Annotated in this window: 15 protein-coding genes; 11 read left to right on the forward strand and 4 right to left on the reverse strand. The window is 69.3% G+C overall.

Features of this window, described 5'->3' with window-relative positions:
- Position 1 precedes the first annotated feature (1 nt).
- The 9 genes from ABDJ85_RS04795 to ABDJ85_RS04835 all read left to right on the forward strand — a co-directional run bounded on the left by ABDJ85_RS04795 (position 2) and on the right by ABDJ85_RS04835 (position 8,979).
- On the forward strand, positions 2-910 hold the full coding sequence (locus tag ABDJ85_RS04795; RefSeq protein ID WP_347703597.1) for a hypothetical protein: 909 nt from the start codon (positions 2-4) through the stop codon (positions 908-910).
- Positions 910-1,848 (forward strand): pseudouridine synthase, encoded by a 939-nt coding sequence (locus ABDJ85_RS04800; RefSeq protein WP_347703598.1) that lies wholly within the window; start codon positions 910-912, stop codon positions 1,846-1,848. Before ABDJ85_RS04795 ends, ABDJ85_RS04800 begins: the two co-directional genes overlap by 1 nt.
- Positions 1,845-2,930, forward strand: coding sequence for a GGDEF domain-containing protein (locus ABDJ85_RS04805; RefSeq protein WP_347703599.1), 1,086 nt, complete (start codon positions 1,845-1,847; stop codon positions 2,928-2,930). Before ABDJ85_RS04800 ends, ABDJ85_RS04805 begins: the two co-directional genes overlap by 4 nt.
- An 88-nt stretch (positions 2,931-3,018) precedes the next feature.
- Positions 3,019-4,053, forward strand: a complete 1,035-nt coding sequence (locus ABDJ85_RS04810) for a diguanylate cyclase (RefSeq protein WP_347703600.1) — start codon at positions 3,019-3,021, stop codon at positions 4,051-4,053.
- Between the two features lie 148 nt (positions 4,054-4,201).
- Positions 4,202-6,499, forward strand: coding sequence for an NADP-dependent malic enzyme (locus ABDJ85_RS04815; protein WP_347703601.1), 2,298 nt, complete (start codon positions 4,202-4,204; stop codon positions 6,497-6,499).
- A 333-nt stretch (positions 6,500-6,832) separates the two neighbouring features.
- Positions 6,833-7,192 carry a guanyl-specific ribonuclease gene (locus tag ABDJ85_RS04820; protein ID WP_347703828.1) on the forward strand — a complete coding sequence of 120 codons (360 nt, stop codon included), beginning with the start codon at positions 6,833-6,835 and terminating at the stop codon, positions 7,190-7,192.
- A gap of 48 nt (positions 7,193-7,240) precedes the next feature.
- On the forward strand, positions 7,241-7,636 hold the full coding sequence (locus ABDJ85_RS04825; RefSeq protein ID WP_347703602.1) for a barstar family protein: 396 nt from the start codon (positions 7,241-7,243) through the stop codon (positions 7,634-7,636).
- A gap of 41 nt (positions 7,637-7,677) precedes the next feature.
- Positions 7,678-7,818, forward strand: coding sequence for a hypothetical protein (locus tag ABDJ85_RS04830; RefSeq protein WP_347703603.1), 141 nt, complete (start codon positions 7,678-7,680; stop codon positions 7,816-7,818).
- A 390-nt stretch (positions 7,819-8,208) separates the two neighbouring features.
- Entirely contained in the window at positions 8,209-8,979 is a 771-nt protein-coding gene (locus tag ABDJ85_RS04835; RefSeq protein WP_347703604.1) for a metallophosphoesterase, read from the forward strand.
- Between the two features lie 2 nt (positions 8,980-8,981).
- Here the strand turns inward: ABDJ85_RS04835 and ABDJ85_RS04840 are convergent, their stop codons facing one another.
- Positions 8,982-9,950, reverse strand: a complete 969-nt coding sequence (locus ABDJ85_RS04840) for an NAD-dependent epimerase/dehydratase family protein (protein ID WP_347703605.1) — start codon at positions 9,948-9,950, stop codon at positions 8,982-8,984.
- Positions 9,951-10,047: 97 nt separating this feature from the next.
- On the opposite strand from ABDJ85_RS04840, the gene ABDJ85_RS04845 reads away from it, so the two are divergent.
- Positions 10,048-10,941 carry a LysR family transcriptional regulator gene (locus tag ABDJ85_RS04845; protein WP_347703606.1) on the forward strand — a complete coding sequence of 298 codons (894 nt, stop codon included), beginning with the start codon at positions 10,048-10,050 and terminating at the stop codon, positions 10,939-10,941.
- A gap of 16 nt (positions 10,942-10,957) precedes the next feature.
- On the opposite strand, the gene ABDJ85_RS04850 is transcribed toward ABDJ85_RS04845, so the two are convergent.
- Genes ABDJ85_RS04850 through ABDJ85_RS04860 form a run of 3 tightly spaced genes read right to left on the reverse strand, consistent with a single transcriptional unit; the run spans position 10,958 to position 12,991 of the window.
- A complete protein-coding gene (locus ABDJ85_RS04850; protein ID WP_347703607.1) occupies positions 10,958-11,758 on the reverse strand; it encodes a hypothetical protein in 801 nt (266 codons plus the stop codon).
- 4 nt (positions 11,759-11,762) lie between these two features.
- Entirely contained in the window at positions 11,763-12,236 is a 474-nt protein-coding gene (locus tag ABDJ85_RS04855; RefSeq protein ID WP_347703608.1) for a RidA family protein, read from the reverse strand.
- Positions 12,233-12,991, reverse strand: coding sequence for a hypothetical protein (locus tag ABDJ85_RS04860; RefSeq protein ID WP_347703609.1), 759 nt, complete (start codon positions 12,989-12,991; stop codon positions 12,233-12,235). Before ABDJ85_RS04860 ends, ABDJ85_RS04855 begins: the two co-directional genes overlap by 4 nt.
- Positions 12,992-13,101: 110 nt before the next feature.
- On the opposite strand from ABDJ85_RS04860, the gene ABDJ85_RS04865 reads away from it, so the two are divergent.
- On the forward strand, positions 13,102-13,683 hold the full coding sequence (locus ABDJ85_RS04865; RefSeq protein ID WP_347703610.1) for a dihydrofolate reductase family protein: 582 nt from the start codon (positions 13,102-13,104) through the stop codon (positions 13,681-13,683).
- Positions 13,684-13,689: the final 6 nt, after the last annotated feature.

Raw genomic sequence — 13,689 nt, forward strand, 5'->3', positions numbered from 1 at the left:
GGTGAGGCGTCAGCAGCGCTGGTTGTTGCTGCTGCTGCTGTCAGCCTTGCTGCTGTGCCCCCTGGCGGGCGCCGAGCCGGCCGAACCTCTGCGCTGGATGGTGCAGGAGTCACCGCCGCACTTCAACTTCGTCAACGGCCACCCGCCAGCCACGCTGGACGAGCTGGACGTGGGGTCCGTCGGCCGCTACCTGCGCCAGTTGCTGGGCCGCCTGCCGGGCTACCGGGTCGAGTTTGTCGAGGCCAATGCCAGCCGTGTCGAGCAACTGGCGCGCCAGGGCGAGACCTTCTGCGCCTCGCAGATCAAGCGCACGCCGCCGCGGCTGCAGTGGCTGTACTTCACGCCACTCTTTCCGGTGCTGGCTGGCGAGGAGTTCCGGCTGGTGGTGCGCACCGACATGGCTGCGCGCATCAGCCCCGACGGCCAGCGCCCAAGCCTGGCCGAGCTGTTGCAGCGGGGCAGCTTGCGCATGCAGGTGGCCGTGGGGCGCAGCTTCAACCCGGCGCTCGATGCCTTGTTGGCCACCCATGCCGTGCCGCGTGTGCAGCTCGACAGCCGGCAGAGCCGGCGCCTGATGGAGCTGGTGCGCAGCGGCCGCATCGACATGACCATCGAGTACGCCAGCATCGTGCGGCGCTTTCTGGGCGGGCGTGATGCAGGCGATGGCCTGACCAGCTTGGCCTTGGCCGAGCACCAGGCCAACCTGGACGTGATGGTGGCCTGTACCCGCAATGCCGGGGGCCGCGCCGCCATCGAAGCCATTGATGCCGCCGTGCGCGAGATCGCCCGCGAGGGCCTGCGTGCCCCTTGGGTCAGCGCCTGGCGCGAGGGCGGCGCTGATGCTGCCGCGCTGCGGCGTCTGCAGGCCTACCTCGACGAGCGCGCCAAGGGCGGCCCCCGCATCGACTGATGGCCCGCCCGCCCAAGCCGGCCCTGCCGCTGCGCGACGGCGTCAGCGCCAGCGCCGTGCACTGCCCGCCCGGTGCCTGGCCGCGGTTGGCGGACTTCCTGGCCGAACGCCTGCCCCTGGTGGACGACTGGCCCGCCCGCATGGCGCAGGGCGATGTGGTTGACGAGGCCGGCTGCGCGCTGCCGCCGGGCAGCCCCTATGTCGCGCAGCGCCGCGTCTTCTACTGGCGGCAGCTGGCCGCAGAACCCGAGCTGCCCTTCGAGGCGGAGATCGTCTTCCAGGACGAGCACCTGCTGGTGGCCGACAAGCCGCACTTCCTGCCCGTCACGCCCGGCGGCCGCTACGTGCAGCAGACCCTGCTCACCCGCCTGCGCCGCGCCACCGGCCTGGCCGAGTTGAGCCCGCTGCACCGCCTGGACCGCGAGACGGCCGGGCTGGTGCTCTTCAGCGTGCGCGCCGGTGAGCGCGGGGCCTACCAAGCGCTTTTTCGTGACCACGCCATCGCCAAGACCTACGAGGCCATCGCCCCCGACGCCGAGGGCTATGACCAGCCGCGGCTGCTGCGGCACCGGCTGGTCGAGCCCGAAGGCGCCGGCTTCATGCAGATGCAGGTGGTGCCCGGCGCGCCCAATGCCGAGACGCTCGTGCGGCGCCTGGCCAGCCTCGGCGGCGGCTGGGCGCGCTACGAGCTGCGGCCGCGCACCGGCCGCAAGCACCAGCTGCGCGCGCAGATGAACGCGCTGGGCCTGCCGCTGGCCGGCGACCGGGTCTACCCGGTGCTGTTGCCGCCGGAGGCCGAGCCCGGCCAGGACGCGCCGCTGGGCCTGCTGGCGCGCGAGCTGGAATTTCGTGATCCGCTCTCCGGCAAGCTGCGACACTGGTGCAGCACGCGCACTCTGGCCCCTCCGCCCGAAACCTCGCCCGCCCTCACGCCATGACCGACGACCGCGCTCAACTCCTGGCCCTACGCCAACGGCTGCAAACGCTGCTGGAGGCGGCGCAGGACAACGAGCGCAAGCTGGACCGCTTCGATGCCGTCGAGCGCAAGCTGATTGCAGCGGTATCCATGGCCGAGCTGATCGAGCGCCTCTTGATGGGCTGCCGCGATGAGTTCCAGCTCGATGCCGTCGAGCTCTGGCTGCTGGACCCCGAATGTGAGCTGCGCCGCACCGTGCCGCCCGATGCCCTGGCCCAGCCGCGCTGGCTCGATGGCTATGCGCCGCTGGCGGGCCTCTACGGCAACGGCCGCACCAGCCAACTGCTGGGCGAGCAGCATCCGGCCCTGGCCAGCGCCTTTGCGGCTCAGGCGGGCATCCGCTCGGCGGCGCTGCTGCCACTGATCCGCGAGAACGTGCTGATCGGCAGCCTGCACCTGGGCAGCACCGACCCCACCCGCTACGACTCCAGCTCGGGCACCAAGTTCCTGGACCGGCTCGGCGCGATTGCCGCCATCAGCATCGAGTCCACCCTGAACCGCGAGCGGCTGCGCATCGCCGGCATGACGGACGCGCTCACTGGCCTGCACAACCGCCGCTACTTCGACCACCGCAGCCAGATCGAGCTCAGTCAGGCGCTGCGCCACCGCGCCCCGCTGGCCTGCCTGTTCATCGATGTGGACCACTTCAAGCAGGTCAACGACACCCACGGCCACTCGGCCGGGGACCAGGTCTTGCGCCAGGTGGGCCGCCTGATCCAGCAAATGCTGCGCAGCGGCGACCTGGCCGCGCGCTACGGGGGCGAGGAGTTCGTGCTGCTGCTGCCGCGCACGGCGGAGGAGGGCGCGCTGGAGGTGGCCGAGCGCATCCGCCTGGCCGTGGCCGGGCGCGATTTCTCCGACAGCCCGACGCCGCTGCGCTCCAGCGTCTCCATTGGCCTGGCCGTGCTGCCGGCGGGCGGGGCCAGTGACCTGGCCAGCCTGATCAACGCCGCCGATGCCGCGCTCTACGAGGCCAAGCGCCAGGGCCGCAACTGCAGCGTGATGGCGGCGGTGAAGTCCGCGCCGGTCGTCACCAACTCCTGACCGCCCGGCCACCCCCGGGTGTGCCCGGAGTGGAAAACCCCGACTTTTCCGCCCCCCAAGTTCTCGGGGGGCTGGGCACAATTTTGGGATGTCGCAGAGCACGACCACCCTTTCCGCGCTGGAAGACGAAGACAACGGCAACGCCCGGCGTCTGTCCTCGCTGAGGCTGCGCATTTCATTGGCTGTGCCTGCCGTCGTTTTTGCGGTGGTGCTGGCATTTGAGGCGCTTCAGCTCGGGTCGCTGAGCAGTGCGCTGGGCGAGCATTTTGGCCTCGTGGTGGGCCTGACCGGCGTGCTCAGCGCCGCCCTGCTGGCCCTGCTGGAACACCTGCTGCTGCGCCCGCTGCGCCAACTGGCGCGCGGCATCGAGGCACTGGAGACCGGGCCCGTGCCACTCGTGCAGCTTGGCGCCCCGACCGACCCGCTGGCCCACAGCCTCACCACCGAGATGGACCGCATCCGCCACGCCATGCAGCGCGCGCAGGACTCCATCTACACCCAGGACCAGGACGTCCGCCGCCTGCAGCGCGAGCTGGACCACCAGCGCGAGGCCCTGGACAGCGCCAACGCCCAGCTGGCGGCCCAGAACCGCGAGCTGGCCAGCCTGTCGCGCAATGACAACCTGACGGGGCTGCTCAACCGCACCGCCTTCGAAGAAGCCTTGCGCCGCGAGTTCAAGCGCGCCCAGCGCCAGCGCGGCCTGCTGTCGCTGGCGGTGCTGGACCTGGATGACTTCAAGCGCTTCAACCAGGCCCATGGCGCCCAGACCGGCGACGCGGCGCTCAAGCGCGTCGCGCTGCTGCTGGCCGAGCGCTTCAAGCGCGACACCGACATCGTCGCCCGCCTCAGCGGCGAGGAGTTCGTCGTGCTGCTGCCGGGCTGTTCGGTGTCGGCCGCCCAGGGCGTGCTGGAGTCGGTGCGCAGCGATGTGCGCAGCCTGCGCCTGGCCGACGGCAGTGGCGCCGACGAGACCGCTGGGGCCGAGCTGACCGTCAGCGTCGGCCTGGCGGCCATGAGCCCGAGCCGCCCCTACCTGAGCGCACAGGCCTTCCTGCAGGCCGCCGACGAGGCGCTCTACATGGCCAAGCACGCCGGGCGTGACCGGCTGAGCATGGCAGCCTGAGCCCCGCCTGACGGCCTGGGTTCTCCATCCCGCAAGCACACTTCGCCAAGCGCCGCTGGCTGGTAAGCGCTGCCAGGGTGTAGCGTTGGGGGTTAGGTACACCCGGTTTCACCGGACGCCACCCCATTCGCTTCCACCTCTGATCAGCATGCCCTCACCCGAAGAAAAGCGCGCCCAGCTCCGCCAGGCCGCGCTCGAATATCACGAGTTCCCGACCCCCGGCAAGGTGGCCATCGCTCCCACCAAGCAACTCGTCAACCAGCGCGACCTGGCGCTGGCCTACTCGCCCGGCGTGGCCGCCGCCTGCGAAGAAATCGTGGCCGACCCGGCCAACGCCTTCCGCTACACCTCGCGCGGCAACCTGGTGGCCGTGGTCACCAATGGCACGGCCGTGCTGGGCCTCGGGGACATCGGCCCGCTGGCTGCCAAGCCGGTGATGGAGGGCAAGGGTGTGCTCTTCAAGAAGTTCGCCGGCATCGACGTCTTCGACCTCGAACTCAACGAGAAGAACCTCGACAAGCTCGTTGACGTGATCGCCGCGCTGGAGCCCACCTTCGGCGGTATCAACCTCGAAGACATCAAGGCCCCGGATTGCTTCTACGTCGAGCGCAAATTGCGCGAGCGGATGAAGATCCCCGTCTTCCACGACGACCAGCACGGCACAGCCATCGTCGTCGGCGCCGCGTTGATGAACGGCCTCAAGGTGGTCGGCAAGGACATCAAGAAGATCAAGCTCGTCACGTCTGGCGCAGGGGCGGCGGCGTTGGCCTGCATCGGCATGATGGTCAAGCTTGGTCTGCCGCGCGAGAACATCTGGGTGACCGACTTGGCCGGCGTGGTCTACGAGGGCCGTACCGAGCTGATGGACCCCGACAAGGCCGTGTTCGCCCAGAAGACCGAGCACCGCACGTTGCGCGAGGTGCTGGTGGGTGCCGACGTCTTCCTCGGCCTCTCGGCCGGCGGCGTGCTCAAGCCCGACATGGTGGCCAGCATGGCCGCGCAGCCCTTGATCTTTGCGCTGGCCAACCCCACGCCTGAGATCCTGCCCGAGGAAGTGCAGGCGGTGCGCCAGGACGCCATCATGGCCACGGGGCGTACCGACTACCCCAACCAGGTCAACAACGTCCTGTGCTTCCCCTACATCTTCCGGGGCGCGCTGGACTGTGGCGCCACCACCATCAATGACGCGATGGAGGTTGCCGCCGTCCACGCCATCGCCCAGCTGGCCCAGGCTGAGCAGAGCGAAGTGGTTGCAGCGGCCTATGTCGGCGCCAATCTCGACTTCGGCCCCGAATACCTGATCCCCAAGCCCTTCGACCCCCGCTTGATGATGCGCATCGCGCCCGCCGTGGCCCGCGCGGCGCAGGAGTCCGGGGTCGCCAGCCGCCCCATCCGTGACTGGGACGCCTACCTCGAAAAGCTGCAGAGCTTCGTCTATGCCTCGGGCACGACGATGAAGCCCATCTTCACGGCCGCCAAGCGCGCCAAGAGCAAGCGCATCGCCTATGCCGAGGGCGAGGAAGAGCGCGTGCTGCGCGCCGCCCAGGTGGTGGTGGACGAGGGCGTGGCCCGCCCGACCCTGATCGGCCGGCCGAGCGTCATCGCCCAGCGCGTCGAGCGCTTTGGCCTGCGCCTGCAGCAGGGCCGGGACTACGACGTCGTCGATGTCGAGAACGACCACCGTTACCGCGACTACTGGCAGACCTACTGGCGCCTGACCGACCGCAAGGGCGTCACCCAGCAGCTCGCCAAGATCGAAATGCGCCGCCGGCTGACCCTGATCGGCGCCATGCTGCTGCACAAGGGCGAGGTGGACGGCATGCTCTGCGGCACCTGGTCCACCACGGCCATGCACCTGCAGTACATCGACCAGGTCATCGGCAAGCGCCCCGGCGTGCAGACCTTTGCCTGCATGAACAGCCTGATCCTGCCCGGCCGCCAGGTCTTCCTCGTGGACACCCACGTCAACTACGACCCCAGCGCCGCTGAGCTGGCCGAGATCACCATCCTGGCCGCCGAGGAGATGCGGCGCTTTGGTATCGCGCCCAAGGCGGCGCTGCTCTCACACAGCAACTTCGGCTCCAGCTGCTGCCCGTCGGCGCTGAAGATGCGTGAGGCGCTGGGCCTGATCCAGCAGCGGGCCCCCTGGCTCGAAGTGGACGGTGAGATGCACGGCGACACCGCGCTGGACGCTGCCTACCGCAAGGAGTTGATGCCCAGCAGCCCGCTCGCCGGGGAAGCCAACCTGCTCGTGCTGCCCAACATCGATGCCGCCAACATCAGCTACAACCTGCTCAAGACGGCCGCCGGCGGGGGCATCGCGATCGGCCCCGTGCTGCTCGGCGCCGCCAAGCCCGTGCATGTGCTGACCCCATCGGCGACGGTGCGCCGCATCGTCAACATGACCGCCCTGACCGTGGCCGACGCCAACGCCGCGCGGGCCTGAACGGGCGCACCAAGCCGGGGCGCCTAGCGCGCCCCCGGCAGCTCAGGACTACCCTGATAGTTCGCACCGATATCTGGGGGGTGCCCAAAGTCAGCACCGGGCCAGTCATTGACTTTCAATGACTTAGGCAATTGTGTGCGCTCGCTAACGTGCTGCAAATCCTGGCAGCACGGCGGGGATGCGACTTGAGATTTTCGGGCCGATTCGCTACGATTGAGGTTTCCGGTCTAGGGTAAACCCGTGTCTTTGGTGAAGTGGCTGGCGCATCCCAGCGTCTCCCGCAGCCTCCTGCGCATCATTTCGGCAGCATCTGCCGGCGCCTTGCTCCTGAGCATGAGCGGCGGTGTTGCCGCGAAGGAGCGTTCCACTGACACGGCCTCTCCACCCCCCGTAGCCACCGTCGCGCTGTCCGACCTGCCCCCGCAGGCCCAGACCACGCACCGGCTGGTTCGGTCTGGCGGGCCCTTTCCGTATGCCAAGGATGGCGTGGTGTTCGGCAATCGCGAGCGCTTGTTGCCTGCCCATCCCAGGGGGTACTACCGCGAATACACGGTCAAGACCCCTGGCTCGCGCGATCGGGGTGCCCGCCGCATCGTCTGTGGCGGCACACCACCCACCGCGCCAGCCGTCTGTTACTACACGGCTGACCACTACAACAGCTTTCGGCGCATCGTCGTGCCGCAGGCTGAGTGATCAGGCGATGGAGACAAGGTTCAGTGTTTTGAAAGGAGGAACGTGACCATGTTCTTGCACAACGTCCGTCCCAATATCGTGCAGGCCATACGGGCCTTCAGGATCGAGGACTTGATGCAGGCTTCTCAAGAAGCCGGGCAGCATTTCCTGTACGCCAACCTGTCGCAGGCCCAGTCCAAACAGGATGTGCTTGAGGGCATTGCCCAGGCCTTCCTGTTCCCGGCGCATTTCGGCAAGAACCTCGATGCCTTGCACGACTGCATGACCGATCTCGTCCACAAGTCCGGCCCCCAGCCTGGCTTCGTGGTGGTGCTCGAGCAGTTGCCGGACAACATCAAGTTCGACCGCGAGGCGCGTGAGCAGTTGCTCGATGTCTTCCGAGACACGGCCGATTACTGGGCCGACCGAAAGGTCCAGTTCAGATGCTTCTATTCTTTTCAGTAGCCCGCTCCCAAGAAAACGGGTCATGGGAGCGGGCTACTGAAGTGGCCCCCGCTAACGAAATCGAGAAGCCGGTCAGCAAGTCCAAGGCCAGCGCCAAGACCATCGGCAACCCGAACTTCGGGATGAACATGCCGATGATGTGCAGTGCCTTCGACACCAGCATGTGGCTCAGTGCCGCCTGAGGTCTCGGCCTCGCCTGACACGGCTGTTCCACGAGAAGCGACCTCCGGGTCGCTTTTCTTTTGCCGGGTCCGGGCAGCGCCACGCCCTAAAGCAAAAGGGCCCGCGTGATGAAGCGCGGGCCCTGGGTATAAAAGTGGCGCCAAGACGCCCCGAAGCAAACGAGGGAGGGAGGGAGGAGGAGAGGGCTTCGGGATTGCTGCCTGAATGCCAGGCGTTCTTGGTGCCAAAGTCGGTGCACTGCGATGAGACTGCGGCTTCCTCGCCTCGCGCCGCAGACCCCCGCTTAGAAATGCTCTCGGGTTTGTACTTGTCTGCTCATAAATGTGATCGCCTTCGTCCGGTATTGCTACCCGACTTCTTAGGGGGTTCACCCTAGACCCTCCGCCGCCATGCGCCTGCAACTGCTGTCTGACCTGCACCTGGAAACCGAAACTTTCGAGCCTCAGCCCGCTCCGGGCGCCGAGCTGCTGGTGCTGGCCGGCGATATCGACAGCACTTGGGCAGGCCTGCGCAGGTTTGAGGGCTGGCCGGTGCCGGTGATCCTGGTGCCCGGCAACCACGAATTTGAGCGCCGCGAGCTGGACACCGCGCGTGCCGCCCTGCGCAAGCACGCCGACGCGCTGGGCCTGCACCTGCTCGACGACGCCAGCCTGGTGCTCAGCGGCGCCGACGGGCGGCGGCTGCGCTTTGTGGGCAGCACGCGCTGGAGCGACTTTGACGTCTTTGGCCCCGACGCACGCCCCAAGGCGCTGCGGGCCGGCAGTTACTTCCAGCGCGTGATGCGCTCAACCTGGCGGGGCGCCAATTTCGATGCCCTGGCCGTTCGTCAGCTGGGGCTTGCGCAGCAGGCCTGGCTGGCGGAGGAACTGGGCCGGGTCGTGCCTGAGGGCGAGCCCGGCTGGAACACGACCGTGGTGATCACGCACTTTGCGCCCAGCCTGCGCAGCGCCGACCCGCGCTACGGCGCCCAGCCCACCACGGCCGCCTTTTGCAATGCCGACGAAGCTCTGATGCCGGGCGTGCAGCTCTGGGTCCACGGCCACGTGCATTGCCGGCACGACTACCGGCTTCACGGCTGCCGCGTGGTCAGCAACGCGCGGGGGCACAGCCACAAGGGCGAGACCGAGGGCTTCGACCCGCTGTTCTGTGTCGAGATCTGAGCTCAGGCTGCGCCGCTGACGGCGTTCTTGCGGCCGGCGCTCAGCTGCCCCAACGCCGCCAGGCTGTGCCGCAGGGCCGTGTCCAGCGGTGTGGCGGGCACGGGCCCGGCAAAGGCTTGCAGGTCCGCCCCATCCAGTTGGTGCGGCACGCGCCACAGGTACTCCATCTCGACGATCTCGCGCCAGGACGGGATCAGCAGGCCGCCCAGACGCATCAGCCCCCAGGGCAGTCCCTTGTGTTTCAAGGTGCGGCCGGCCACGCGTTCCAGCGCTGCGTGCAGGCCCGCGCCGGTCAGGGTGTGCCCCTCGAAGTTCAATCGCGTCAGCCCTTGTGGCCAGTCGCGCGCCGCCACCGCGACGAAGGCCTGCGCCAGATCCGGCAGGTAGGCCCAGGCGTGCGGCTGGTCGAGCGGGCCTGGGTAGCAGACCTTGCCCTTGGCCACATCGCGCGCCACGACCAAGTCGAACCAGACGCCCCGGCCCTCACCGCCGAAGAAGTCTCCGGCACGCAGCACCAGGCTGCGCAGCCCGCGCCGGCCGCGCGCCGCCATCTCGGCCTCCATGTCGACCCGGATGCGGCCCTTACGCGTGCTGGGTTGCTCGGGCGTTTGCGGCAGCAGCCGAGGCGGCATGCCGGCCCCGTAGTTGTAGACATTGCCCGGCAGCATGAAGCGAGCGCCGAGCCGCTCCGCCACGTCCAGCCCCTGGCAGAGCAGCGGCAGTGCCTGCGCCTGCCACTGGGTGTAGGGCGGGTTCACCGCATGCACCACCAGGCTGGCGCCGCTGGCCTGCCGGGACAGTGCCTCAGTGTCGTGCAGCGGCGCGTCGATCCAGCGCACGCGAGGGTGGGGCGCCGCGGTGGGCGCACGCCGCGCCTGTGCCAGCACCTGCCAGCCAGCCGCCGCAAAGGCCGCAACCGCTGCGGCGCCGAGGCGGCCGCGCGCCCCCAGGATCAAGACCGTACCGGGCACGGCGAACTCCTATCAAGGTTTGTCATGCCCTGCAGTCTGCAGGCCCACGAGCTATCCGACAATTGCCGATACCTGAACTCCAGCTATGCACTTCCGTATGCCAAAGCCAGCCTTTGATTGGGCCTTGGTGCCCAGCTTCCTGGCCGTTCTGGAGGCCGGCAGCTTGCTGGGCGCCGCCAAGCGGCTGGGCATGCACCAGCCGACGCTGTCGCGCCATGTGGCCGAGCTGGAAGCGCAGCTGGGCGTGCCCTTGTTCGAGCGCACCGGCCGAGGCGTCACCCCCACGGCCGCCGCGCTGGGCATTGCCGAGGCCGCGCGCGCCATGGATGACGGCGCCGGCTTGCTGACCCGGGCACTGGCGCGCCAGCAGCAGGCTACGCAAGGCACGGTGCGCCTCTCGACCAGCATGGTCGCGGCCACCTGGTTGCTGCCCAAAGTGCTGGCCGAGTTCCAGGCGCAGGAGCCTGGCATCGCCATCGAGCTGGTGGCCTCCAATGCGCTCAGCAACCTGCTCCGGCGCGAGGCCGACATCGCCGTGCGCATGGTGCGGCCGGCGCAGACCTCGCTGATCGCACGCAAGCTGGGTGATGTGCCCATCGTCGCCGCCGCGCACCGCAGCTACCTCGCCCAGCATGGCACGCCCAAGACGCCGGGCGACCTGGCCCAGCACCGGCTGATCGGGCAGGACCAGGACGACGCCATCCTGCGTGGCTTTGCGCAGATGGGCTTGGCCGTCACGCGCGAACACTTTGCGCTGCGTACCGACGACCAGGTGGCCTATGGGCAGTTGGTGGCTCAAGGCGCCGGCATCGGCTTCGTGGCGCGCTACGCGATGCGGCATTGGCCCGGCGTCGAGGTCGTGCTGCCGAGCCTGCCCATCCCGCCGCTGCCCTGTTGGCTGGCCGTGCACCGCGAGATCCGCAGCAACCGCGTGGTGCGGCGCGTGTACGACTTTCTCGCTGAGGCCGTGCCAGCGGCCCTCATCGCCTGAGGACGCGGGCGGCGCCTCAGTGGCGCCAGCCCAGCAGCGCCGAGCGGGCGTCGTCGCCCTTGCGGTTGGGGGTGGTGGGGTCCAGGCACTGCCACTGCGTGGTGGTCGCCTCGTGCGCTTCGCTCCAGAGCAGGTCGGCCGGCCGCGCGAGCTGGGCGTCGGGGCCGGGCTTCATCGCAATCTGCAACTCGGCGGCGCGGCAACTCGGGGTGGGCCAGGGCAGCACGCAGGCCACTTGCAGCGGCACACCCACCTGCTCGCCCACGTGCACGCCACAGGCCAGGCCCGAGACCAGCAGCTTGCGCGCAATCGCCGCCGCCGTGCCCGCCAGTGGGGTCTGCCCGGCGGCCCAGGCCTGCAGATCGCGCGCGGCCTGCGCGGCAACGCCGTCCTCGGTCACTGCGCGGTAGGGCACCCAGGGCCAGGCGTGGGGGCGCTGCACCTGGGCCTCGTTCAGCTGGGCCAGCCTGGTTGCCGCGTCGCCCATCTGCCCCGGGGTCGAGACGCTCACCATCAAGCGCGGGTAGCCGTTGAACTCCGGGCCCAGCTTGCGCTCACAGGCTAGGCCGGCAGGCGCGGGCGGGACTGGGAAGTTCTTGTAGGCCGTGCCCGGCGCCGTCAGCCGACAGGCAAAGCCTTGCTCCACCAAGCGCTTGAAGGCCGCGAGCGCGTCGCCGGAATCCAGCTGCATCGGACGGAGCACGGTTTGATCGAACTCGATGGCCAACGGCTTGGGGTCCACCTGGGCGTGGGCGCCGACGTGGGCCATGAGGCTGACCGTGAGGCCCAGCGCGATCAGCAAGCGTGGGGGCTGCACAGGGTCAGGCCTCCGGCCTCAGTTGCAGCACCGCCCGAATCGTCAGCGGCAGGCCCTTGCGCAGCGTCGCCACGCCCACCACCGAGCGAGCGTGCAAGCCGGCGTCGGGCCCTAGCACGGCGGCGAGCAAGTCTGAGGCGCCGTCCAGCACCTCCGCGTGCTGCTCGAACTCTGGGCTGGTGTTCAAGAAGCCCTGCAGCTCCGCAAAGCGCTCGATGCGTGCCAGCGCGCCGGCATGGGCCTTCACGGCGGCCAGCAGCTCTACGGCCGCAGAGCGTGCCATCGCATAGCCCTGCTCGGCCGTGTACTCGGCCCCGAGCCGGCCCTTCAAGACCTCGCCCGGCGCGGCACGCGGCGCGCGGGCCGAGACGAAGAGCAGGCCACCCGCTTCCACACAGGTCGCGTAATTGCCCGCCGGCGGGGCCGAGGCGGGCAGGGTGATGCCGAGGGCGGCGAGGCGGGCTTCAGGGGTGGTCATGACTGGGGCGGGGGTAGCGAGGGGGCCAGCCCATTCTGGCTGGCGGGCGTTGGGGCGCCTTGTGCATCGATGCACACCAGGGGCACGCCCGCTGCAGCCAGCTTGGGTACCAGCCCTTGTGGCATTGCAGCAGCCAGCACCAGCAAGCGCACCGCGTGGCGATAGCTGGCGTGGGCCGCCAGCAGATGCTGCACGGCGCTGGTGACGGTGGGCGCGGGCAGCCCCTGCGCGATCAGCAGCGTGGGCCGGCGTGGCCTGAAGCTCGCGAGCGCCTCCACGTCCTTGCGCAGCCACCCGCAGTCCCAGGCCTGGCGCGGGTGCCGTGCGCGCCACCACCAGAGCTCGTGCCACTTCACGGCCAGCTTCAGCGCGATGGCCTGGCGCTTTGATTGCGCTGCCAGCACGGCGAGTTCGTCGTCCCGGTCCAGCTGCCGCGCCAGAGCCTCGATCTGCCCGGTGGGCGCCGGGCCCGTCAGCACGGCCACACTCATGCGCTGGGCCACATCGGGCAGCGCCCCGGGGCGCCAGAAGGGCGCGCGGCCGGTGCCGAGGTCAGCTTGACTCCAGGCCAGGATCTCGGCATCCAGCGCGGTTCTCGCGGAGACGGCGTCTGCGCCGTCAGGGTGCGTGGGGCGGAGCGCTGCGATGTCGTAGCGGGCGGTGAGCGAGCGCCACAGCGTGGGGCCTGCCCACAGCGCCAGGCCCACGAGGGGCAAGGCCAGGCCAGTGAGCCAAATCAGGGGAGTCAAAGACATCGGCGTCAGCGCGTGTGGTTCGGCAGGGAGACTGCGCGCGATGCTACTGGCAGGCTGCGTGCTCCAATCTTCCGCGTCCTTCGCCCACCGTCCCTTGGAGAGGCCTCCCGATGAACGCCCCCAGCTCCCGCGTCACCGTCCACATGGCCATGAGCCTCGATGGCTACATCGCGCAGCGCGATGGCGGCGTGGGGTGGATGGACGTGCAGGACGACTACCCGGCCGGCGCGAGCCTGAGCGCCGAGGAGATCGCGGCCTTCTTGAAGGGCATCGATTGCTATGTGATGGGCTCGCGCACCTACGAAACCGCGCTGGGCTTTGAGCGCGCAGGGCATGGCTGGGCCTATGGGGACAAGCCGGTCTTTGTGCTGACCACGCGCAGCTTGGCGCGCACGCGCGAGACGGTCGAGTTCTACGCGGGTGACCTGGCGCAACTCCTGGCCGACCGCCTGCGGCCGCGCTTTGCGCACATCTGGGTGGCCGGCGGCGGCCAGGTGGCAGGAGAGTGCCTGCAGCGCGGGCTGGCGGACGAGGTGTCGTGCTCGGTGCTGCCGGTGGCGCTGGGCGATGGCATTCCCTTCTTCGCCGGGCTCGATCGCGCGGCCCCGCTGCACCTGGTGGAGGTGAAGCCCTACAAGAGCGGCACGGTGCTGCTGCGTTATGAGGTGATCGCAGCTGCTGCGCAGGGCTGATCTGGA

It is taken from the genome of Roseateles paludis (assembly GCF_039872745.1).
GTDB lineage: Bacteria > Pseudomonadota > Gammaproteobacteria > Burkholderiales > Burkholderiaceae_C > Pelomonas > Pelomonas paludis.

What these genes read in the sequence shown, in the direction of transcription:
- ABDJ85_RS04800 (WP_347703598.1), top strand. Translation starts at nt 910, where the DNA reads ATGGCCCGCCCGCCCAAGCCGGCCCTGCCGCTGCGCGACGGCGTCAGC.
- ABDJ85_RS04805 (WP_347703599.1), top strand. Translation starts at nt 1,845, where the DNA reads ATGACCGACGACCGCGCTCAACTCCTGGCCCTACGCCAACGGCTGCAA.
- ABDJ85_RS04810 (WP_347703600.1), top strand. Translation starts at nt 3,019, where the DNA reads ATGTCGCAGAGCACGACCACCCTTTCCGCGCTGGAAGACGAAGACAAC.
- ABDJ85_RS04815 (WP_347703601.1), top strand. Translation starts at nt 4,202, where the DNA reads ATGCCCTCACCCGAAGAAAAGCGCGCCCAGCTCCGCCAGGCCGCGCTC.
- ABDJ85_RS04820 (WP_347703828.1), top strand. Translation starts at nt 6,833, where the DNA reads ATGAGCGGCGGTGTTGCCGCGAAGGAGCGTTCCACTGACACGGCCTCT.
- ABDJ85_RS04825 (WP_347703602.1), top strand. Translation starts at nt 7,241, where the DNA reads ATGTTCTTGCACAACGTCCGTCCCAATATCGTGCAGGCCATACGGGCC.
- ABDJ85_RS04835 (WP_347703604.1), top strand. Translation starts at nt 8,209, where the DNA reads ATGCGCCTGCAACTGCTGTCTGACCTGCACCTGGAAACCGAAACTTTC.
- ABDJ85_RS04845 (WP_347703606.1), top strand. Translation starts at nt 10,048, where the DNA reads ATGCCAAAGCCAGCCTTTGATTGGGCCTTGGTGCCCAGCTTCCTGGCC.
- ABDJ85_RS04855 (WP_347703608.1), bottom strand. Translation starts at nt 12,236, where the DNA reads ATGACCACCCCTGAAGCCCGCCTCGCCGCCCTCGGCATCACCCTGCCC.
- ABDJ85_RS04860 (WP_347703609.1), bottom strand. Translation starts at nt 12,991, where the DNA reads ATGTCTTTGACTCCCCTGATTTGGCTCACTGGCCTGGCCTTGCCCCTC.
- ABDJ85_RS04865 (WP_347703610.1), top strand. Translation starts at nt 13,102, where the DNA reads ATGAACGCCCCCAGCTCCCGCGTCACCGTCCACATGGCCATGAGCCTC.